The sequence below is a fragment of the Desmonostoc muscorum LEGE 12446 genome, from assembly GCF_015207005.2.
Lineage (GTDB): Bacteria > Cyanobacteriota > Cyanobacteriia > Cyanobacteriales > Nostocaceae > Nostoc > Nostoc muscorum.
In genome coordinates, this window is record NZ_JADEXS020000001.1 from 5,961,283 (window position 1) to 5,986,178 (window position 24,896).

Below are 24,896 nucleotides of genomic sequence, written 5' to 3' on the forward strand. Positions count from 1 at the left end.
AAATGAGTAACGCACAACATACAAATTATCGTCCGTTGTTAGAGAAGGCATTACTGGAAATAAGAAATATGCGTTCTGTTGTCAATAATATGGAACAGGCGCAGAGGGAACCAATTGCAATTGTTGGTATGGGATGTCGCTTTCCTGGTGGTGCTGATAATCCAGATGCTTACTGGCATTTGTTACATAACGGAATTGATGCTATTAGAGAAATTCCTTCTCAACGCTGGGATGTGGATGAATATTATAATTCAGATCCCGAAGTTCCGGGGAAGATGTATGCTAAATACGGCGGATTTTTGGATGAAGTAGATAAATTTGATGCCCAATTTTTTGGGATTTCTCCTAGAGAAGCTGTAAATTTAGATCCTCAACAGCGGTTACTTTTAGAAGTTAGCTGGGAAGCTTTGGAACATGCAGGAATCGCCGCAGATAAGTTAAAAGGTAGTTCTACGGGGGTATTTGTCGGGCTTTGCATGGATGACTATTCTCAGTTGGGTTTCAACTGTGGCGATCGCACTCAAATTGATGCTTACAATACCTTGAGTATTCTCAGAAGTATGGCTGCGGGGCGTTTGGCTTATACTTTGGGTTTGCAAGGTTCTACAATGCAGTTGGATACGGCTTGTTCGTCTTCGCTGTTGGCGGTGCATTTGGCTTGTCAAAGTCTGCGTACCGGGGAATGCAATATGGCTTTGGCGGGTGGGGTAAATTTAATTCTTTCGCCGGAAGCAAGTATTGGTTTGTCTAAGTTAAAGGCGTTGTCTGTTGACGGGCGCTGTAAAACTTTTGATGCGGGGGCTGATGGTTATGGTAGGGGCGAAGGTTGCGGAGTTGTTGTACTCAAGCGTTTATCTGATGCGATCGCCAGCAACGATAACATATTCGCTGTGATTCGCGGTTCGGCTGCTAATCATGATGGTGCTAGCAATGGTTTAACTGCTCCCAACGGTTCCGCACAAGAAGCATTATTACGTAAGGCGTTGGAAAATGCCCGCGTCGAACCCGATCAAATTCAATATGTGGAAGCACACGGTACGGGTACCAGTTTGGGCGATCCAATTGAAGTTATCGCTTTGGGAAATGTACTGGGTGAGGGGCGAAACAAAGATAATCCTTTAGCCATCGGTTCGGTAAAAACTCAGTTGGGACATTTGGAATCAGCCGCCGGGGTGGCTGGTTTAATTAAGGTGGTGTTAGGTTTGCAACATGGTGAAATTCCTCCCCACTTACATTTTAATCAACCCAATCCTTACATCCTTTGGGACAAACTTCCTGTAGTTGTTCCCACTCAACCAACTAAATGGGATTCTCCCCAACGTTTGGCGGGAATGAGTTCTTTTGGGATGAGTGGTACTAACGTACATTTGATTTTAGAATCGGCACCGGAAATTCAACCCAAAGCCAAACCGGAAAGCGATCGCCCGTGGCATTTATTGAGTTTATCAGCCAAAACTGAAGCAGCATTAGTTACTCTCGTCAAGGATTATCAAAGCTTTTTATCATCTCACCCCGAAGCTGCTTTGACAGATATTTGTTTTACAGCTAACACGGGGCGATCGCATTTTGAACATCGGCTGGCTTTTGTCGCAGAATCCACTGCCGATTTACAGCAGCAATTGAGCAATTTTATTAACAATAAGTCTGCGGAAATTACTGTTCAAGGTGAGCAAGAAGCAAATCAAAAAATTGCCTTTTTGTTTACTGGACAAGGTTCTCAGTATGTGGGGATGGGAAGGGAACTCTACGCAACCCAACCGCTGTTTCGGCAAATTATTAATCGATGTGATGAAATTTTACGCCCTTACTTAGAACAGCCTTTACTGTCGGTACTTTATGGCGATCGCACCAGTTTATTACAAGATACCGCCTATGCTCAACCGGCTTTATTTGCGATCGAGTATGCTTTAGCTGAATTATGGAAGTCTTGGGGTATAGAACCAGATGCACTTTTGGGGCATAGTTTGGGTGAATATGTTGCTGCTTGTGTGGCGGGAGTTTTTAGTCTAGAAGATGGTTTAAAATTGATTGCCAAACGAGCTAGTTTAATGCAAGCTATGCCGCAAAACGGTGCAATGGTAGGCATTTTTGCCACAGAAGCACAAGTTACCGCAGCCATTCAACCATTCACCAATAAAGTTTCAATTGCAGCCATAAATGGTCCCCAAAGTATAGTAATTTCTGGAGAACATCAAGCGGTAGGAATTGTTGTTGCTAAGTTGCAGGCTGAAGGTATCAGTAGCCTAAAATTAAATGTTTCTCATGCCTTCCATTCGGCTTTGATGGAACCAATGTTAGCGGATTTTCAGAAAGTATTATCTGAAGTCAGCTTTACATCGCCCAAGATAAATTTAATTTCTAATGTTACCGGAAAATTAGTTACCAGCGAGTTACAAAATCCTGAATACTGGTTAGAACATCTGCGGGGAACAGTAAAATTTGCACCTGGAATGAAAACTCTTGCAGAACAGGGTTATCGAGTATTTTTGGAAGTCGGCCCCCAATCTACATTATTAGAAATGGGACGTAAATGTGTAGATACAAATGTGGAAATGTGGCTTCCTAGTTTGCATCAACAACAGTCGAATTGGCAACAGATAGTATCAAGTTTGGCACAATTATATAGCAGTGGAAAAACGATAAACTGGTTTGGTTTTGACCAAGATTATTATCGTCAGCGATTGGTATTACCAACTTATCCATTTCAACGTCAGCGTTATTGGGTTAACACATCTAAGATAAATATTCGTCAACAACCTGCTTTGACGCAAACTAATACGGTGTTAGGTAAAAGGTTGAGATTGCCATTTTCTCCAGAAACTCGTTTTGAAGTAGAACTCACTCCCAATTCACCTGCTTATTTAAGTGACCACAAACTGTATGGAAAAGCAATATTTCCGGCTGCATCCTATGTTTCGATGATTTTATCGGCTGTTAAGGAAACTTTGCCCAATGAATCTTGTGTAATTGAGAATTTATTACTTTCACATCCTTTGATTTGCGATGATGATGGTATTAAGACGGTGCAATTGGTTTTGACGCCGGAATCAAATCAAGAGACAAAATTGCAACTGATTAGTCTGCAAAATCAAGCAGATGAAAATGATATTCAAGCTTGGCAATCCCACGCAACGGGAAAACTTAATCTGTTGATTACAGAAGCAAATTCTGTAAATATCTCGGTAAGTATTGAAACATTGAAAAAGCGATGCCATCAAATTTTATCGGGGACACACTTTTACTCAACATTCCAAGAAAATGGCTACGGCTGGGGAAATTCATTTCAATGGATTGACACAATTTGGTATAGAGAAAACGAAGCTTTATGTCAAATTAAACTACCTCAATTACCAGACGAAATTGATAATTATCAACTTTATCCCGGCTTAATTGATTCTTGCTTGCAGGTACTTAATTGTTGGGAACTAGGCAAATCAGCCCAAGATGAGTACATGTATGTTCCCTTTAACATTGCCAAATTTAAATTTTACCGTCGCCCTGATTCTGACGCTAAACTATGGTGTCACGCTCAAAAACAAGAATCTGATGATAATAGTTTGGTTGGTAATATTGGTTTGTGCGACGAATCCGGACGTTTAATTGCTGAAATTATTGGTTTTGAAGCGAGAAAAGCTCGTCGTGAAACCATTTTGCAAAGCATGACAAATGATTTGGGTAATTGGTTGTATGAAGTTGCTTGGATAAATAAGGCGGTTGAGAAGAACCAACAAGAAAAGGGTAATTGGCTGATATTCGCTCAAGAAACAGGAATAGGCGCTCAACTTGCAAGATTATTACAGCAAAACGGTGAAGGTTGTGTGTTAGTTGCTCCCGGTGGGGAATATAAAGCTTCCGAGAAACAGTATTACATTAACCCCAAAAATCCCCAACACTTTCAACGATTGCTTGAGGAAAGTTTAGCAAATAATCAAACTGCTGTTCATGGAGTTGTATATTTATGGGGATTAGATGAGACTTTTGAAATAAATAACCAAGTTAGTAATTGCGGTAGCGTTTTGTATCTAGTTCAAGCTTTGGCTAAAGCTGAATTATCTAAATACCCCCGATTGTATTTGATTACAAAAGGAACTCAAGCAACAGCAGCATCTGACAAATTACAATTAACCGGGGCTGCGTTGTGGGGACTGGGTAAGGTAATAGCTTTAGAACATCCAGAACTATTATGTACTCGCTTGGATTTAGATGCAGCAAGCAATATTAATCCAGTTGAAGAATTGTGCGAACAACTATTATTTTCAGACACAGAAGATGAAATTGCTCTGCGTCAAGGAGTTCGTAAAGTTGCTCGGTTAGTACGGCGCAATCATCAACCTGCTGCTGCAAAACAGTTGAAGTTTAATTCCGAAAGCAGCTATTTAATTACCGGCGGTTTGGGAGCTTTAGGACTTGTAGTTGCTCGGTGGATGGTTGAAGGGGGCGCACGAAATTTAGTTTTAACTACTAGAAAAGGAATTAGCAACGACACGCGAGAAGCAATCATAGAACTAGAACAAGCCGGGGCGAAAGTACTGGTTGTGAAAGCAGATGTTTCTCAACCGGAAGATGTAGCTGGAATTTTAGCCAAAATCAAAGTTTCTTATCCACCTTTGCGAGGGATTATTCATGCTGCTGGTGTTTTAGATGATGGGTTACTGTTAAAGCAAACTTGGCAAAGCTTTGAGCAAGTTATGGCTGCTAAAGTAACGGGAAGTTGGAATTTGCATGAATTAACTCAAGACATACCTCTAGACTTCTTTGTTTGTTTCTCTTCAGTAGCTTCTTTATTAGGTTCGCCAACTCAAGGAAATTATGCGGCGGCGAATGCTTTTATGGATACTTTAGTTAATTATCGCCGGAGTCAAAGTTTACCAGGTTTAAGCATTAACTGGGGTGCTTGGGGTGAAGTGGGAATGGCTGCTCAATTGGATATTCGCCACCAACAACGAATGTTAGAAAGTGGTTTTGCAACAATTGCACCACAACAAGGGTTACAAGTTTTAGGAGATTTATTAACCCAGGATGTGACTCAAGTAGGAGTTACGCCCATTAATTGGACGAAGTTTTTACAACAATTTTCATCTGGGAAAGAACCGCCTTTAGTTAGTAATTTTGTTACTCAAACCCCAGGAGTAGAAAAAGAATCATCAACGGAGGATTTAGAGCTTTTACGTCAACTCCAGGAAACCATTGTTAGCGAACGCGAAAACTTATTGATTGCTCGGATTCAAGATAAGGTTGTCAAGGTTCTTCAGTTTGATTCTTCTTTTCGTCCAAATCCGCGCACGGGATTCTTCGATATGGGAATGGATTCTCTGATGTCTGTGGAATTAAAAAATCAGTTGGAGAAATTGGTGGGAAGCTCGTTACCTTCAACTTTGACGTTTGAATATTCAACTATTGAAGCTCTGGCGCGGTATTTACTTGAGAAAGTAATTAGTTTGGATGATGTGGAAAATTCTGGAATAGAAGTGCAATTGGAAGTTGAATCCGTGGCGGATCTTGTTGATGATGTTATGCAACTTTCGGAAATGCAATTGTCCATGTTGGTGGATAGAGAATTGGAGGAGTTATTGAGAGTTTAGTGTTTTGGTTAGGGTGATTGGCGATCGACCTCTTGTATCAATATTTTTTGTTTCACGCAGAGGCGCAGAGGCGCAGAGAGGAGAACGCAAGGAAGAGTTTTGCAAGAGGTTTGATGAGAAAAGAGTGTCTGTATTGTTTTTACCATAGTAAATTTGAGGCTTTCTGATGAATAATACCGCAGATATAAATAAGTTATCTCCCCTGCAACGTGCTGTTATCGCTTTAAAAGAAATGCGTCTAAAGTTGGATGCACTAGAACGTTCCAAGAATGAACCGATCGCTATTGTTGGGATGAGTTGCAGATTTCCCGGAGGAGCGGATTCTCCTTCACAATTTTGGGAACTGTTACGCAATGGAGTAGATGCGATCGCTGAAGTTCCTGAAGATAGATGGAATATCGATGAATACTACAGTTCCAACTTGAATCTTTCGGGTAAAATGTACACCCGCAATGGTGCGTTTATTCAAAATGTAGACCAATTTGACCCCCATTTCTTTGGAATTTCCGCCAAGGAAGCCGCAAGTATGGACCCCCAACAGCGTCTGTTGCTTGAGCTTGCTTGGGAAGCACTGGAGTATGGCGGACAATCTCCACAAAAGCTGAACGGTTCTAAAACCGGGGTGTTTATGGGGTTGTTCATGGATGACTATTCCCGATTTAACTTGTATTCTGGCGACCATGACCGTATTGATGGTTACAGCAGTTTAGGTAATGCCCGCAGTGTGGCGGTGGGTCGGGTAGCTCATTTTTTGGGTTTCCAAGGCCCCGTTATGCAGCTAGATACTGCTTGTTCTTCTTCTTTGTTGGCAGTGCATTTAGCTAGCCACAGTCTACGTTCTGGGGAATGCAACATGGCTTTAGCTGGTGGGGTGAATTTGATTTTATCGCCGGAAGCCTCCATCGGTTTAAGTAAAATGCGTGCCTTGGCTCCTGATGGACGCTGTAAAACTTTTGACGCGGCTGCTGATGGTTACGGTAGAGGTGAAGGTTGCGGCATTGTTGTACTCAAACGGTTGTCAGATGCGATCGCCAACGGCGATAATATCCTGGCTTTGGTTCGCGGTTCAGCTGTCAATCACGATGGTGCTAGCAGCGGTTTAACTGTTCCCAATGGATTGGCTCAAGAAGCATTAATTAGTCAAGCGCTGCAAAATGCTTGCGTAGAACCCCTAAAAGTCAGCTATGTAGAAACCCACGGCACCGGTACCGCTTTGGGCGATCCAATCGAAGTGAGAGCGTTGGGTTCCGTGCTGTGTCAAGGACGTTCTTCGGAAGAACCTTTGTTTATTGGTTCGGTAAAAACTCAAGTTGGCCATTTGGAATCTGCTGCTGGAATAGCCAGTTTAATGAAGGTAATTCTGGCTTTGCAAAATCAAGAGATTCCCGGTAATTTACATTTAAAGCAACCCAGTTCTCACATTCAGTGGGATAAACTCGCGGTTAAGGTTCCTACTGCACCGACAAAATGGGATTCTCAGGGACAAAGATTGGCTGGTGTGAGTTCTTTTGGTATTAGCGGTACCAACGTCCATTTAGTTGTAGAAGAAGCGCCGAAAGTCAAATCTTTAGAGCCGCAAACTGAAGAACGTCCCCGGCATTTGCTGTGTTTGTCAGCCCTAACAGAAACAGCCCTGGTTTCCCTTGCCCAATCCTATCAAACATTTCTAAAATCTCATCCCGCAGCATCTCTAGCAAATATTTGTTTTACAGCCAACACGGGGCGATCGCATTTTAAATATCGCCTGGCTGTAGTTGCCGAATCGACGGCAGATTTGAGCGAACAATTACAAGGTTTTGCTGTCGGTGATTCTACTGTGAAATTCAGCAGAGGTAAGGTAGAAAATAACCGTCCAAAAATAGTATTTCTCTTTGCCGGACAAGGTTCTCAATACGTGGGAATGGCACGCCAGCTTTACGAAACTCAGCCGACGTTCCGTAAAACTTTAGACAGATGTGACGAAATTTTACGTCCTTATCTGCAAAAACCTTTATTATCGGTACTTTATCCAGAATCTAACGCGCCCCAGTTGTTGCACGAAACTGCTTATACTCAACCTGCGCTGTTCGCTTTAGAGTACGCTTTGGCGCAATTATGGAAATCTTGGGGAATTGTGCCGGATGCGGTTATCGGTCATAGTGTTGGTGAATATGTTGCCGCTTGTGTGGCTGGGGTATTCAGTTTGGAAGATGGGCTAAAATTGATTGCCGAACGAGGAAGACTCATCCAGTCGCTACCGCAAGATGGGACGATGGCGGCGGTTTTTGCACCGGAAGCTAAAATAGCATCTCTGTTGCAAAATCACGCAGACAAAGTATCTATTGCTTGCGTTAATGGACCGAATAATGTTGTGATTTCTGGAGTTAGAGAAACCGTTAGCGAAATACTTGAACAATTAAAATTACAGGGAATCAACGCTCAAGTTTTACAAGTTTCTCACGCTTTTCATTCGCCTTTAATGGCAAGCATCCTTGATGAATTCGAGCAGATAGCAAATGCGCTAGAGTTTCAAAAACCACGCATTCCTTTTATTTCTAATGTCACCGGAGAAATTCTTGAGGCGCGACAAGTACCTGATGCAGCTTATTGGCGCCAGCATTTGCGGGGTACGGTAAGATTTTTCACCGGCATGGAGACACTTTCTAAACGAGACTACGATATCTTTTTGGAAGTAGGGCCAAGCACAACACTGTTGGGAATGGGTAAAAAATGCTTGCCAGAAAATACCGCGACTTGGTTACCTTCCCTGAAAAAAGATAGCGATGATTGGATGCAATTGCTCGCTACCGCAGGCGAATTATACGTCCGGGGAACAACAATAGATTGGTCAGCTTTTGATCGAGATTATCAACGTCAACTCATAGTTTTACCAACTTATCCGTTTCAGCGTCAAAGGTATTGGGTTGAGAAGGTGGTAGAAGTCAGAAGACAGAAGATAGAGGAGGCATTACAATCTGCGCCAATTCTCAAGCCAAAATCAGAAAATATTTCCCGTCAAGCTGTAGTACCTCCAGAATGGTTTTATCATTGGCAGTGGCATTCAGAAAGTTTAATTGAATCCACAGAAATAGCAACGGGAGCGATTTTAATTTTTGGCGATCGCCATCATGTAGGAGAAAGATTTTCCGAGCTACTTGATAGCAGGAAATACACTACATATTTTGTCACTCCCGGCGCAAGCTTTAAGCAAAAAGATAAGCACTTTACTGTCAATCCCGCAGTTGCTCAAGATTACGTACAACTGATTGAAACTATCAAAGCAGAAGGTTTGCCAATATCAACAGTTATTCATCTGTGGAATTACAAACAAGAACAAGTTTCACCAGAAAAATTGCTAGTTGAGGACAATACATTCAATCAAAGCTTTTGGAGTCTCCAGTGGTTAGCCCAAGCTTTCACTAAACAATATCCCAGCAATAATCTAAATCTGCTCTTGGTAACTGAAGGTGCTTACATCGCATCTGAATCTGACAGCTTACACAACGTACATCAATCAATGACGGGTACTTTGGTAAGGGTATTATCACAAGAAAATCCCACAATTCAAACCAAAGTTGTAGACGTAACACCGGATATTTTACCCCAGGAACTTACGAAGATTTTATCTCAAGAAATCCAAACGCAAGCAACTGGAGAAGGTATCGTAGCCATCCGCGATCGCCAAAGACTTACCCGCAGTTTGGAAAGAATTAACGTACCCCAAAATCACAATCAAGTTTCGTTATCAAGCGGTGACACTTGGTTAATTACCGGCGGTAGTAGCGATGTGGGAACGGAAATTGCTTTAACTTTGGCTAGTGAAACTCAGATTAATTTAGTCCTAACTGGAAGAAATCCACTTCCACCGAGAGAAACATGGGAATCTTCCAATCATAATGCTGCAACAACCAAACGTATCCAAGCAATTCAACAATTAGAAAGCTTGGGAGCCACGGTAATGTACCAAGCTGTGGATGTTACCGATAGCTTGGGTATGGAAGATTTGGTTAAAGCGATTAAATTGCGTTTTGGTAGTTTAGATGGGGTAATTCATGCGGCTGGAGTTGCAGATCATACCACATTCAAACTGTTGCAAAAGCCAAATAGTACCATCGCTAAAGTGTTAGCACCCAAGGTTCAAGGAACCATTGTTTTAGACAGGGTAACGCGCAACGAACCGTTAAAATATTTTGTTGTCTTATCCTCAGTTTCCGCTTCTAAAGCAGAATGGGGAACTGGGATGGCCGATTATGCTGCTGCTAATACTTTCCTTGATAGTTACGTCGTCTACCGCAATCAACGCGGTGCATCGGGGCATTCATTAGCTCTCAATTACTCCTTGTGGAGCGATCGCGGTATGGGAGCATTGCTAGGTGATGCTACTTTATTGATGGTTAAATCTAAAGGTCTTAATCCTTTAGAACCAGAACCTGCGGCGAATGCTTTTATTAAAGCTTTGGCTTTCAATAATTCTTCTGTCATCCATATTATTGATGCGATAGAAGCATCTGTCCCAGTTAAGCAGGTACGTTTTACCACCGCAGAAAAAGCCCCTACAAAAACCTTAAATATCCGCAATTTGGTTCGAGAAATCTTAGGGCAACATTTGGCTATCTCGGAAGGGGAAATTGAAGGATATCAAACGTTTACTGAATTGGGTTTGGATTCGGTGGGGACTGTAGAAGTTGTACAAGGTCTTGGTAAGGCTTTGGAAGCTGAGTTACTTCCGACTTTGTTGTTTGAATATCAAACGCCGGATGATTTGATTGATTATCTGCAAGAAAAGTTTGGGTATGAAATTAGTAGTGTTTCAGGAGATGATTTATTAACGAACCGCAGAGACGCAGAGGGAAGAGATGGGGAGGAAGTTGACAGCCCACAAATTTTTGATGAAGAGAAGTTAGCGGAAGATTTGGAGGCAGAATCACCAAATACGACTAACGATAATGTTAGAGAACAAGACATCGCAATTATCGGCATGGCTTGTAAAATACCAGGAGCGGATAATTTAGAAGAGTACTGGAATTTACTGATTGAAGGACGTTCTGCTGCTAAGGATGTACCTGAAGATAGATGGTTTCATCAACACTATTTTTCTGAAAATAGCTCCAAGGAAACATCAATATCTAAACGCGGTTGTTTTGTCGAAAATCCCTTTGATTTTGACCCGATGTTCTTTGGTATTTCCCCCAAAGAAGCTGTCGCAATGGACCCCCAACAAAGGGTATTTTTAGAATTAGCCATGAAAGCTTTACAACAAGCCGGTTATGGTGGCAGATATCGAACAAAAAATATCGGGGTGTTTGTTGGTTGCGGACAAAATACCTACATCGAACATTTCGGTAACTCTCAATACTATGAAGCTTTAAGTCAGCGTTTTGGTGACAGTGCTTGGTTTAAGAATTTAGAGAATGGCGATCGCCAAAATTTGCTCAATACTCTTTCCCAGGTGTTGCAACCAAGCGAAATTTTACCCGAATCGTCTGCGGGTAATGAAGTAAATGAACTTGCGGCTAGAGTCAGCCACTGTTTGGATTTAAAAGGCCCCAGCATGGCGGTTGTGACAGCTTGTTCCTCTTCCCTCGTAGCGTTGCATATCGCTTGTGAAAGCATCCGTTCCGGCGAGAGTAAAATGGCGATCGTTGGCGGGGTGAATTTCAATCTGAGTCCCAGCCCCTTTACCTTCCTCAAAAAAGCCCAGGCTCTTTCACCCACAGGAACTTGTTACCCCTTCGATAAACGTGCTAACGGATTGATTTTGGGAGAAGGTGCGGGTGTATTAATCGTCAAGCCTCTCAAACAAGCTTTAGCAGACGGCGATAATATTCACGCTGTAATTAAAGGTTCGGCAATTAATAACGACGGACATTCACAAGGTATAACTGCTCCCAATCCCAAAGGACAATCGGAAGCCATTCGTCAAGCATATCTGAACAGTGGTGTAGATCCGGAAACAATTTCTTACATCGAAACTCATGGTACAGGTACGCTATTAGGAGATCCCATAGAAGTAGAAGGAATGACTAAAGCCTTCAGTACTTTTACTACCAAAAAAGGTTTCTGTGGCATAGGTTCCGTTAAATCTTCCATTGGTCATTTACTTTCTGCTTCGGGAATAGTTAGCTTAATTAAAGTAGTACTTGCCATGCAGAATGGCAAAATACCCCAAACTTTGGGCTTCAGCGAACCCAACCCCCATATTAACTTTGCCAACACGCCTTTTTATGTAGTAGGCGACGGTAGCAAACAATGGTTGAGAAATGAAAATCCCTTGCGTGCGGGAGTCAACGGATTTGGATTTGGCGGTACCAACTGTCACGTTATCCTTGAACAATCTCCTCTGACTGCAAACAATGTTGTCAAATCCCAGGTAAAAACTTTCTCTCCCCAGCTGTTATTCTTAACAGCTCACAATCAAACAGCACTCCAACAAGTAGCCGCACAACTTTACGAGCATATCGCCAATCATCCAGAACAACAAACTAACCAAATATGCTTTACTCAAAATAACGCCCAACGAGAACAACCATTAAAAGCCGCATTATTGGTTAACAATCGCCAAGATTTACTCGATAATCTCAAGGCGATCGCTAACAATCAAACAAAGTCCGAAATCCATACAGGTAAAGCGAATCCCCAGCGCACAACCCCAATACATTTAGTGTTTGATGAAAACATCTCCATAACTCCCGAAGAAGTAGAAATTCTCAGACAAAACTTCACCGAATTTAACAAAGCTTGCACTGATTGCGAACAATATTTGGGTTGTGGAATATCTAAGTTAACCACAAAAGCATATATCTTTGCAGTACAGTATGCTTGGGGACGATGGTTACAATCTTTAGAACTTCAACCTACTAGTTTATTAGTAGAAAAAATCGGTGTAATTGTTGGTGCTTGTTTAAATGGAATGCTAAAATTAGAGCAAGCAATCAAACTGTTAGATTCGCAAGTAGAACCAAGTATTCCCCAACAAGAATTATCATCAACTTGGACTTGCCCATTAATTACTCCCGAAGGAATATTTAGACAGCATCAACAAGTTTCTGCCAATCAATTACTAAACCTTGTACAGAATGTTCGCTCTTTGAATGTAGACAACATTCGAGAAGTAATCAGCAAACAAGGAGTATATCTAAGCTTGGGTAATTCTCCATCCTTACAACAGCAAATAACTTCTCTAGATGCTAACGGAACTTGGATATATCCAGACAAACAGCAACCAGTTGCAAATAGTTTGTTAACAACCCTAGCAAAACTCTATGTAGCGGGAGTCCGATTTAACAGTCAATATTTATTCCCTGAAAACCTGCATCGAGTAGTATTACCAACCTATCCCTTCCAACGGAAAACCTACAGAGTAGAAATAATCACCACCGAAATTGAGAAAGAAACAATTCCAACAACTATTCCTACACTCTTACCAATCGAAAAACTACCATCACTTTCACCACAACAACGCCATTTAAGCCATGCAACATTAGCAGAAGATTTAGTCAAACTTGACAACAATCATCAACCAAACAGCACCAAACTTTTACCACTAGAAAAACTAACTCCCCTTTCACCAGAACAACGTCAACTAACTTACTTAGTTTTATCTGAAGAATGGCAAAAACTTGGTAAATAATCTCTTGGTTTGTAGTAAACACTTTAGTGTTTTCAATTCAAAGCTAAACTCATTACTACAAACCAAATAATTCTTAATCCAAGGACTTTAGCCCGACCTTTCAAATACTAATACAATTTGTTTCTGACGCTGCCCCAAATTTTCTTTCTTTCTTTCTTTCTTTCTTTCTTTCTTTCTTTCTTTCTTTCTTTCTTTGCGTCCTTTGCGCCCTTTGCGGTTCGTTCCTGATATATGACGCATCTTCATACAAAACTTGCCTACAAATCTCAAAAACCAACCAATCGAAAAACATCAAAAACCATCATGACTACCAACACCTTACAACAGCAAATATTCTCCGTCGTTGCTCAAATCACCGGACACGACATAGCAGACTTAGACTCAGACATGTACCTAGAAGGAGATTTAGGATTAGATTCCATTAAAATCATGGAATTTCTCAACGGATTAATTCAAATCATCCCCGAAGAACAACAACCATTATTCATGGAAGTCTTAAACCTCCAAAAATTAATTCAATTGCAAACATTAGGAGAAGTTGTCACAGCCACGGAAAATTGTTTATTCCCTCAACAAGATAACTCCCAACCCGAAACCGAAAAAGTAGACATTATCCACGGACAATACTTCCACTTACTAGGTCATTGGGTTGTCAACTCCATCAGCCTATTTTCTACCCTACGTCTGCGCGGAGACTTTGATAATAACATTGCTTGGCAAACCTGGAAAATCCTCATAAATCGCCATCCCATGTTACGCTCCCGCTTCGTTGTCCCTGAAGATGCAACTCGATTCAAAGACTACCAAATCGAAATCCTGAATAATCCCAATCCTCCAGAAATTCCCGTTACCGATATCAGAAATTTAGATAGCAAAACTCAAGAACAAACCATTAACGATGAATTACATCGCTGCCTAAATTATGAATGGCAAATAACTGAATTTCCCCTACATCGGTTTTTTGTCTTTCGCCTCGAAGATTCCGTTTACCAACTCATTTTTGCTAACGAACACTTAATTTCTGATGCTTTGGGATGCCATACAATACTGCGCGAATTTATGGAGATTTATCGCGCTTGCGCTAATAACGAACAACCAAATTTACCACCAGCTACAACAGTTGCAGAATACCAGCAAATGGTGCAATCTATTAATGCTTGGCAAGATGCGGAATCAGAAAAAGCGCTAGTAGAATACACAACCCGTCAAGGCACGAATTCATATTTGTGGAATCCTGCTAATAAAAAGATTACATCGGGTTGCCCCCAATTTCATAACCGTCGCTACACTCTCAAACGCGATACCACCGCCGCGCTGATTTCTCAAACCCGCCAATGGCGATTACCTCTGAATTCTCTGCTGTTAGCTGCTTTCGTGCGAACGATCGCCAAATTTGAACAATCCCCCCGCAAATCCATTCTCCTACAAGTTCCCACCAGCGGCAGATTTTATTCAGAAGTCGATGCGACAAACGTAGTCGGTAGTTTTGCTCAAAACTTATCCATCGATGTTGAATTACCATCACTAACCGAAAACTGGGAAGTTTTGTTAAATCTAGTTCACGAAAAAGTACAGCAAGGAATCGCCAACAATTACGATCGCACTCAAACCCGTCAAATGGCGATCGCTTTCCGAGATAATATCGTCTTGGAAAACGGTAAAATACCGAGTCGCATGTTACCAATGTATCGCCAGGTATTGAAATCTAATTTGTACTGTCCCTTTACAGGACAAACTCAAATTAACAAGCAGTACGGAGATTTAGAAGTAATTGATTATCGCGCCGGTGGCATCAATGCTCCTGGAACCATCGATATTTTACAGGAAATCTTCGATGATTGTTTGCAATTCGGAGCTAGTTACGACAGCGATTTCTTCCCAGCATCGGTTGTAGATCAATTCATGCAAGAATACATTGCTCAAATTGAAGAATTGGTTGCACTCAAAACTCAATCGCCCCAGGAAACAAAGCAGCTGAAACAAACTCCAGCAGATGCCGATATCAAATCGATACTCCAAGAAATAACAGTGCAGGTTTGCCATAATCCCATCAATGACGGCGATATGGATAAAGATTTGGAATCAGAATTGGGTATTGATTCCTTAGAAATGATTCGGATTATCACTAAACTAGAAAAGCAATTAGGTAAAGTTAACCGCCAAGCTTTACTTTCTTGCAGAACTTTGGGAGAAATGGCTGCGGTTCTCAGCAATCAACAATCGCCATCGGAAAGCCCCAAGCCAATAGAAATCCCTTACTTAGAAATTATCGAACAATCTCGACGCACTCCTAACGCGATCGCAGTTACCGATGGGGAAACTCAAATCACCTACAAAGAATTAGATTTACAATCCAACCAAGTTGCCAATTATTTGCGTTCTGTAGGAGTTACACCGGGTGCATTTGTCGGCATCATGACGCTGCGTGGTCCGTTAATGTTTGTAGGAATTTTAGGTATTCTGAAAGCTGGGGGTACTTACGTTCCTTTAGATCCAATGTACCCCCAAGAAAGAATCCTCTACATTCTCGAACATGCTGAAATCAAGATTCTCCTCAGCGAAAATCGCCTAACTGAAAAATTAGCCCAATGTGGACTGGAACAATTAACATTACAAAGCTTAATGTTCTTAGATAAAGGACACAGTTCTGAATATGAGAACAAAATCCCCCAGATAAACAAGCTCACTTGGTCAAATTATCCCGACACCAAACCACCTTTCGTCAACACCCCCGACGATTTGATGACAGTATTGTATACCTCCGGCTCCACGGGTAAACCCAAAGGAGTTATGCTCAATCACCGGGGTTATATGAATCGTTTGGTGTGGATGCAGAATACATTCCAATTACAACCGGGAGATAGAGTAGCACAAAAAACATCTTGCTGCTTTGATATCTCCGTATGGGAAATCTTTTGGACATTAATGGCGGGCGCCACGGTTTACTCTGTGGAAACCCAAACAGTTAAGAATCCCTGGCTTCTGGCGCAATGGCTGAAAGACAACCGCATCAACGTCATGCATTTCGTACCCTCCTTATTTGGAGAATTCTGCAACGCATTAGAAGACGAAACTTGGAGTTTCCCCGATTTGCGCTGGTTAATCTTTAGCGGCGAAGCTTTACCAGTCAACTTTATTCGCAGTTGGATTGACAAACACGGTATGAAAACCGGACTTGCTAACCTGTATGGCCCCACAGAAGCTTCCATAGACGTAACCTCTCATATTATCGTCGAACGACCCGGCGAAGACCAAAAGAGCATTCCCATCGGCAAAGCAATTGATAACGTCTACCTGAAAATACTCGATGAACAAATGCAGCCACTCGCACCTGGAGAAATGGGAGAATTATGGCTTGGTGGCATACAACTAGCTAAAGGATATCTTAAAGATAAAGAACGCACCGCCAAAGCATTCTGCCCTAATCCCTTCCCCGAAATTCCTGGCGATTTCATCTACAGAACTGGCGATTTAGCAATACAATCTCCAGATGGAAATATTGAATACCACGGACGCATTGATAGCCAAGTAAAAATACGTGGTTTCCGCGTCGAATTAGGTGAAATAGAAAGTATTCTCAATACTCATCCATCCGTCAAAGAAGCCGCCGTCTTAGCCATAGATTACGAAAACGGACAAAAAAAATTAGTCGCCTACTTAGCAGGTAATCAAACAGACAACCAACAAATCAAACAATATTTAGGTCAACGAGTACCCGATTACATGATTCCCCACCGTTGGGAATGGTTGCCCAGTTTGCCCAAAACCCACAATGGTAAACTAGACCGTAATGTTCTCAAAGCTTCTGGTAATAACAATCAACCAAAACCAAAACAAGACAATCAAAATCTTCCTCTAGGCCCTGCACAACGCTGGTTAATAGAATATTTCGAGGCTCCTCACCAATGGAATGGTTATACACGTTTTCTGTTCCACCAACCCTTAGATGCAGAGATTTTCAACCAAGCAGTAAATTTATTAATTGAACGTCATTCTGCTTTGCATACTGTATTTATTCACGAAAACCAACAATGGACGCAAAAAATCCTAACTTCTGAGCAAAATTCCTGCACTGAATTTTACGATGCCAGTCATCTAACTCAAGAACAACGAGACAAAGAAATTTGGGGATTAATTCAACAAATCGGTCAACAATTCCAACTCGATAAATACCCATTATTAAAAGTAATTGTTGCTAAAGTCAATGAATCCAGCTACGACATATCCTTAGTGGGACATCATATAATTGGTGACTTGCTCAGTAACAGAGTGATATTCCAGGAATTATGGACAACCTACACTCAACTGTTGGGTAACCAAAATCCTGACAGTAAACCAGTAGCGTCCTATGCAGATTATGTAAACGTACTGCAACAACAAGAAAAACTGGGAACTTTAGCAACTCATGTAGATTACTGGAAATCTCAATTTCCTTCAGTAGACTATACCCTGACAATTCCCTGCGACGAGCAAAAAAAAGCTAACACCGAAGCTACAGCAGCCACAGAAAAATTCACTCTTGAAAGTACAAAAACCAGCATCTTGTTACGCGAAGCCAAAAAATACTACGGTTGCAGCGTCTATACCCTTTTACTCGGCGTACTGTACAGATTAATGGCAGAATGGAGCCGACAATCTTGGGTAGTAATTAGCCACCGCAGCCACGGTAGAACCATAGACAACCAAAACGCATTCTTTAACAGCGTTGGCAACTTTGCGGTTAACTTTCCTGTAGGTATCAGCGTCGAAAATCAGGACAGTTGGCAACAAACCCTTAACCAAATAGAAACAAAATTCAACCAACTACCGATGAACGGCGTTACCTTTGATTGGGTATCCGAACAACTACCCAATCATATTTATCCTGACAACAATTTGACACCCGTCAGAGCTAATTACTTAGGAAACCGTACCACTCCCAATTACAAAAACTTCGAGTTTACCCAAACAGACACAGACAGGCGCTTGTCAGCACCCCAACAAAAACGTACAACCCTAGTAGAATTCTTCTTTTCCTTCAACGATGGAAACTTCAACTTAGAAATAGAATACTCGCAAAACTTCCATCGTTCTGCAACCATTCGCCAACTTGGCGATCGCTACTTAGAATTATTGCACGGTATGCTTGCAGCCATATCTTACGCAACTAATGGTAGCAGAGCAACTAAATAAATCCTAAGATAACCCGCATCATCTGACTGAAAACCTTATTCTTGCGTAGCGGTAGTTCATGAATTACCGCTATTTTCATGATTTTGGTATAAAAACTCTGGCTCGTACTGTTAATCTTTTTGGCAAATATAGCAATTTTCATTTGAATGAGGTACATGGTAATCAACTTAACGCGAAATGGGCGGTTAGAAACCGCGTCTACACAGACGAAACCCGCCTGCGCGGGTTAAGAAACCTTAATTTTCTTTGAGTCCGCGTAGGCGGACTTTGCTTGTATAGCCGCGAATTCCATTCGCCCAGGCTTAATGACACCAATGACAGCTGTGCTACCCTACTCCATGCAATTGCAAACCGCTATAGGAAAATCCAACGAATATCCTACTTTAGCGAAATATTTTCCATTGAAACTATATTTAGCATCCTTTAACCTGATTAGTGTAGTTGATTAATTTAAGTTAACGGAAATGAAAGTAGCTCAAAAAATACCATCAGATTCCATTTTCTCCAATGGACTATCAGCCTTATATATCATCTCTTTTTTATCAGGTGTTTCCTTAGGATTTTTTAATCCTTTCATTTCAACTTTGATGGCTCAAAATCAAGTTGATGATATCTTGATTGGAGCCAATTCTACCGTATATTTCCTTGTCATTGCCTTAGTAACTCCCTTCGTAACCAAATTATTACGCAAATTTGGATTGCGGAAAACAATGATATCTGGCTTAGTGCTGATGGCTTTTTCTGCATCTCTATTTCCCATGACAACAGAAGTCCACTTATGGTTTTTAATCCGTATTCTCATGGGTATAGCTTGCTGTTTGTATTTAGTTAGTGGACAAACTGGATTGAATTATTTTTCTCACGAGGGAAATAGAGGTATGGTGAACGGCATTAATGCTCTAGCTTTAACTTTTGGTTTTGGTGTCGGTCCTCTTGTCGGCTCTTCACTATACCAAATTTCTCCACAACTTTCTTTTTGTTTTGGTAGTCTTGTAATTCTCAGCGGAGTAATTGTAGTTTGGATAGGTTTACCTCAAAAAATTCTTGTTTCCCAAACATCTACTCGCGCCAACATTCTCAGCAAAGTTCAACTTCCTTTAGTTGGTGCATTTGCCTATGGGTTTGCTGAATCTACTTTAATCAGTTTATATCCAGTATTTCTGTTGAAACAAAACTATAGTATAGATAAAATTGGTTCTACTTTTGCGATTTTTCTAGTTGGCGGTTTGATTAGTACTGTTCCCTTTGCTTACATTGGGGACAAATATGGTAGGTTAAAAACCCTATTAGCTGCTGTTTGTATTGTACTCTTTTCATTTATACTTCTTTCATTTAGTGAGAACATTACTGCTACCAGTATATTTTCATTTACTGTAGGAGTTGGTATAGCTCCCATTTTCCCTTTAGCATTGGCATTAATTGGTGAAAATGTTTCTAGAAATGAAATTTCTTCAGGGACTGCTAGATTCATGCAAACTTATAGTTTTGGATGTACCGCAGGACCGATATTTTCCTCTGTTGTCATGCAAAATATCGGCGAGCGTTACATATTTAGTTTAGTTATAGTCGGCTTAGCAATCTTTTCATCCTGCATTGTCAGAAAAATGACGCATATAAAAACAGCAGGGTAAGAGCATTTCAATCAGGCTTGACACAGGGAATCATTCGTCAAGTCCATTTTTTACACCGTCTTTTATGCTGTTCTGATTTGATTTGTCAAGTTTTCTCTATACCAAATTAGATGAGTTTATCCTGATAAAAATAGCGCAACTTTAAAGATTTATCTGAAACTGAATAGGTTATTAAATATCACGCCAGTGGTATGATGCTGATGTCAATTAAGCTTTCTTAAAACCTCAAATATGCGTACTTACCAACTTTCTACACTTATTGGGCTGACCACCTCCGTTGCTTTATCTGCAATAGCACCTGCTCAAGCTGCAACCCTCAACTTTGACTACGACAAACTGCAATTCGTTACATCACGACCAATAGAATCTAATAGTTTTTTGGGTTTGAATGGATTACCATCTGAAAACCAAGGTTTTACACCTTTTTATAGTTCAGATCCTTCGGCTCCAAATCGCGGTCATAGGGAAATCGGACTGAATTCGCGCCGAGACTTTCCAGTTTTTAATAATGCCCCTTACTACGGTACTGGTCGGCAAGGAAGTCCTGAAGAACCTAATAGCGGTGCCACTAGAACGACAACTTTGGTTAGTACTAATAGCTTCCCTACCTTCAGCAACTATCTGACAAATAACGGAATACCACTAAATGATATTGGCTTTGTATTTGGTCAAAAGAGCGATCGCGATTTTAGCAAAACTTGGAGTTTAGGATCAGATACCCTTGGGAAAGATTGGTATGGTGATCCGAATACGCCTCTTGAGGAAAGGATTTATAAAGCTAATCCAGATGATGTTGAAATAGCTTTGTATAGTGGCACGACTAAATTCCTCGATTTTGGATATTCTGATTTTTATTCAATCATCGATTATGGTTCTAACATATCATTTGATGATGATTTTGAAAGTAGTTTTACTGACCCACTTGCAGCAACAAAAGTGTCTGGTTTAGATCCATTGCTGGAAGGTTTAGCTGAAGCTTTTTTAAGCGATGTTAATGCTGCTGGTGGTGGAGTCCAGGTAGTTAACGAGAATTTTGGAGAACTGGACATTAGTTTTGCAAGTGGAAATGGATACGATGTATTACAGATTCCATATCCGATGCAAATTCGCGCAGTTGCTCTGAAAACAGTTCCAGAAGCTTCTTTGTCATGGGGAATATTTATGTTTGGAGTTTTGGTTGCTGTTTCACGGCGCAAAAAACAACACAACATGGATAGTAAATATAACTGTGACATTACTTGTCCCTAACTAATTTTAGGTTTTAGCAATCAAAACAATTCCAATTTTTCAAATGGAATCACATATAGAGACGTTGCATTGCAACGTCTCTACATCTGGGGTTTATCTACCAATATGTTGCAACCATTCATTGAAGCATTCTAACGTCTCTACATCTACCCAATAATGTGTTGCAACCATTCATTGAAGTCATATAACTAGTTTTATGTAATCATGCCAAAAATCAATATGTTTCCATAAATAGTGCAGATAAGATACCCAGACCACAAGAGTTTTAATTTTAGGTAATATGCAAGTTAAATTTTCAAAAGCTTATTAATATCTTTATGAACTAACTTGTCAGCGTAAAAAATCTCAAATTTAATAACCCGCAACACATTACACCAGTGGTATGATTCGGAAAATGTTAATCCAGCTTTCTTCAAATCTCAAATATGCGTACTTACCAACTTTCTAAACTTATTGGACTGACCACATCCGTTGCTTTATCTGCAATCACACCTGCTCAAGCTGCAAGCCTCAACTTTGACTACGACCAACTGCAATTTATTACATCACGACCAATAGCATCTAATAGTTTTTTGGGGTTGAATGGATTACCATCTGAAAACCAAGGTTTTACACCTTTCTATAATCCAGATCCTTCGGCTCCAGATCACGGTCATAGGGAAATCGGACTGAATTCGCGCCGAGACTTTCCAGTTTTTAGTAATGCCCCTTACTACGGTACTGGTCGGCAAGGAAGTCCTGAAGAACCTAATAGCGGTGCTATTAGAATGACAAGTTTGCTTAGCACCAATAACTTCCCTACTTTTAGTAACTATCTGACAAATAACGGAATACCACTAAATGATATTGGCTTTGTATTTGGTCAAAAGAGCGATCGCGATTTTAGCAAAACTTGGAATTTAGGATCAGATACCCTTGGTAAAGATTGGTACGCTGATCCCAATACGCCTCTTGAGGAAAGAATTTATAAAGCTAATCCAGATGATGTTGAAATAGCTTTGTATAGTGGCACAACTAAATTCCTCGACTTTGGGTATTCTAATTTTTATTCAGTCATCGATTATGGTTCTACAACATCATTTGATGATGATTTTGAAAGTAGTTTTACTGACCCACTTGCAGCAACAAAAGTGTCTGGTTTAGATCCATTGCTGGAAGGTTTAGCTCAAGCTTTTTTAAACGATGTTACTGCTGCCGGTGGTGGAGTCCAGGTCGTCAATGAAAATTATGGAGAACTGGACATTAATTTTGCCAGCGGCAATGGATACGATATATTACTTCTTCCATATCCGATGCAAATTCGCGCAGTTGCTCTGAAAACAGTTCCAGAAGCTTCTTTGTTATGGGGAATATTTATGTTTGGAGTTTTGGTTGCTGTTTCACGGCGCAAAAAACAACACAACATGGATAGTAAATGTAACTGCAACATTAATTGTCCATAACTAGTTTTAGGTTTTAGCAATCAACACAATTCCAATTTTTCCAATAGAATCACATATAGAGACGTTGCAATGCAACGTCTCTACATCTAGGATTTATCTACCCAATAATGTGTTGCAACCATTAATTGAAGTCGTATAACTAGTTTTGTCTAATTATGTCAAAAATCAATTCTTTTATGTCTATAAAAGCGCTTCACCGAACTACTGGTCTGGCAGGGCTATTTCATTCTAAATGTAGACGCAATATGGTAGAATTCATCGCCAGCTCTACTTCAAGTATCTACTACCGTGTCTGAAATCGAAATTATCAAAGCTTTTGCAGGTCTAGAAGACCCCCGTCGCCGCGCCGGACAGCGACATACTCTACCATTATGTCTTGCGCTGTTCACATTGGCGATCGCCGCAGGCAATAAAGGATTTCTAGCAATTGGAGATTGGATTTCAAGCTACCGTGAGGAGTTGATAGACCTCTTGAAACCGACAAAGAATAGGCTTCCTTCTTACAGTACAGTCCGTCGTAATTTATTACACATAAATTACGAAGAGTATTCCGTATGCCTTGCGAATTTCTTTGACATCAAACCACTGCCTGGAGAAACTGTTGGTATGGATGGTAAAGTCCTCAAAGGCTCATATCAAGTAGAAAATGATAATCCACATTCTGATTCCCACCCAGCAATTATGTTGGTCAGTGCTTACCTTGTAGAGCGAGGATTGATTTTAGAACCGTTTGAAGTTGATGCCAAAACCAACGAAATAAAAGCATTACCTGAGTTGATTGAGAAACTGGCTCTCAGGGGAGTAGTTTTTGCCTTTGATGCTATTAATACACAAAAAAAACTTGTGAGTTGATTATCAACAGTGGCAATGATTATATTGCTGCCTTGAAAGGGAATCAACCTAGTTTATTCAAAGATATCAAAACTAATTTTACACCGGAATTTTCTTTTGAGCAGATAAATAAAGGTCATGGTCGAATCGAAAAGCGACATGTCAGTATTTGTCAAAATCTTGATGGTATTCGTCCTTGGCCTGGACTTACCACTTTGATTCAAGTCAAATCAGAACGTCAGGTTTTCACACACAATGTAATTGAAGTAACTACTGAGACTCGTTATTACATTTCATCTCTAACTGAAACGGCTCAACAAATAGCTGAACGAATCAGAGGATATTGGGGTGTTGAGAATAAAGTTCATTACGTTCGGGACGTTACCCAAGGTGAAGATGCATCCCGAATTCGCACTACACCCTTACCTCAGATTTTTGCGCTCACTCGCAATTTTTCACTCAATTTATACCGAAACAATATGTTTAAAAATATGGCACAAGCTCAACGTTTATGTTCTTTTGGACTAGACACACTCAAGCAGCTTTTTAGAATGAAATAGCCCTGACTGGTCTGGTATTAATTGTTGAAAGTCTGCTGTTGTTTGTGCCAGTTTTTATTCTTGGTGGAGCAATTAACTGGCCTGCTAGCCTCAGCGAACCTGCTAGTTTCATGTTGCCATTGCTAATTCAACAGGCTGAACCAGTGAGAATTGGTTATCTCATCTACCTTATTTATTCACTACTTTTTTGGGTAGTGGCTTTATTCACTGCTCGTGTCATTAGCAATGGAGAGACAAACTCTGTATGGCTTCAAGTTGCAACAGGTTTCGGAATTGCATCTACAGTCACTCGTTGCCTTGGGATTATTCGCTGGTTAGTAGCGATGCCAGCTCTAGCACAAGTCTACACTGATTCTTCAACCTCTGCACAAACCCGTCAAGCGATCGCTGTTGTCTATAAAACCCTCAATGACTACGCTGGATCTGTCGGTGAAGTATTGGGTGTTAGCCTATTTACCGTATTGTGGTTAACGATCATCTCTATTTACTTATTGCGGTCAAAAACACTACCACGTTGGCTAGGAATGTTTGGGATCATTGCTGCTCTGTTTTTGGCAACTCAATTATTAGAACTATTTGGGGTAGATTTGGGAGCATTTATCAGTGTATCAGTTACCATACTCCAACTCTGGTTTCTAGTCACAGGTGTGACGTTATTAAGACACAAGAGTGTCTAAGTTGACAACAGTTTTCTTTTTCATGAAGTACAAAGCTAGGGGTTTTGAGGCACGAGCCAGGAGGTAGAAATGATGCGTAAATCCTGGATTTTTTACCTCACTTAAAAACCAAACTCCTGTAGATGAAACTTTCCATTATTTTTT

8 protein-coding genes and 1 pseudogene are annotated in these 24,896 nt (G+C 40.8%); 8 read left to right on the forward strand and 1 reads right to left on the reverse strand.

Annotated elements, in window-relative coordinates:
* Positions 1-2 precede the first annotated feature (2 nt).
* Both IQ276_RS25225 and IQ276_RS25230 read left to right on the forward strand, forming a co-directional pair.
* Positions 3-5,582, forward strand: coding sequence for a type I polyketide synthase (locus IQ276_RS25225; RefSeq protein ID WP_193914333.1), 5,580 nt, complete (start codon positions 3-5; stop codon positions 5,580-5,582).
* A 166-nt stretch (positions 5,583-5,748) separates the two neighbouring features.
* On the forward strand, positions 5,749-13,191 hold the full coding sequence (locus IQ276_RS25230) for a type I polyketide synthase (protein ID WP_193914331.1): 7,443 nt from the start codon (positions 5,749-5,751) through the stop codon (positions 13,189-13,191).
* 87 nt (positions 13,192-13,278) lie between these two features.
* On the opposite strand, the gene IQ276_RS25235 is transcribed toward IQ276_RS25230, so the two are convergent.
* The gene (locus IQ276_RS25235; protein ID WP_235115956.1) at positions 13,279-13,437 is read right to left on the reverse strand and encodes a hypothetical protein; all 159 of its coding nucleotides are present in this window, start codon (positions 13,435-13,437) and stop codon (positions 13,279-13,281) included.
* Positions 13,438-13,494: 57 nt separating this feature from the next.
* Between IQ276_RS25235 and IQ276_RS25240 the strand changes: the two genes are divergently transcribed.
* The 6 genes and pseudogenes from IQ276_RS25240 (at position 13,495) to IQ276_RS25265 (ending at position 24,752) form a co-directional block, all read left to right on the forward strand.
* Positions 13,495-18,363: a non-ribosomal peptide synthetase gene (locus IQ276_RS25240; protein WP_193914327.1), complete on the forward strand. Its 4,869-nt coding sequence runs from the start codon at positions 13,495-13,497 to the stop codon at positions 18,361-18,363.
* Positions 18,364-18,827: 464 nt separating this feature from the next.
* Positions 18,828-19,994: an MFS transporter gene (locus IQ276_RS25245; RefSeq protein ID WP_193914325.1), complete on the forward strand. Its 1,167-nt coding sequence runs from the start codon at positions 18,828-18,830 to the stop codon at positions 19,992-19,994.
* Between the two features lie 231 nt (positions 19,995-20,225).
* Complete coding sequence (locus IQ276_RS25250) at positions 20,226-21,242, forward strand: hypothetical protein (protein WP_193914323.1); 1,017 nt, start codon at positions 20,226-20,228, stop codon at positions 21,240-21,242.
* Between the two features lie 425 nt (positions 21,243-21,667).
* On the forward strand, positions 21,668-22,684 hold the full coding sequence (locus IQ276_RS25255; RefSeq protein ID WP_235115957.1) for a hypothetical protein: 1,017 nt from the start codon (positions 21,668-21,670) through the stop codon (positions 22,682-22,684).
* Positions 22,685-22,972: 288 nt separating this feature from the next.
* A pseudogene (locus IQ276_RS25260) lies at positions 22,973-24,075 on the forward strand (ISAs1 family transposase).
* Between the two features lie 11 nt (positions 24,076-24,086).
* Complete coding sequence (locus IQ276_RS25265; RefSeq protein ID WP_373690628.1) at positions 24,087-24,752, forward strand: DUF4386 family protein; 666 nt, start codon at positions 24,087-24,089, stop codon at positions 24,750-24,752.
* The last annotated feature ends 144 nt before the right edge of the window (positions 24,753-24,896 follow it).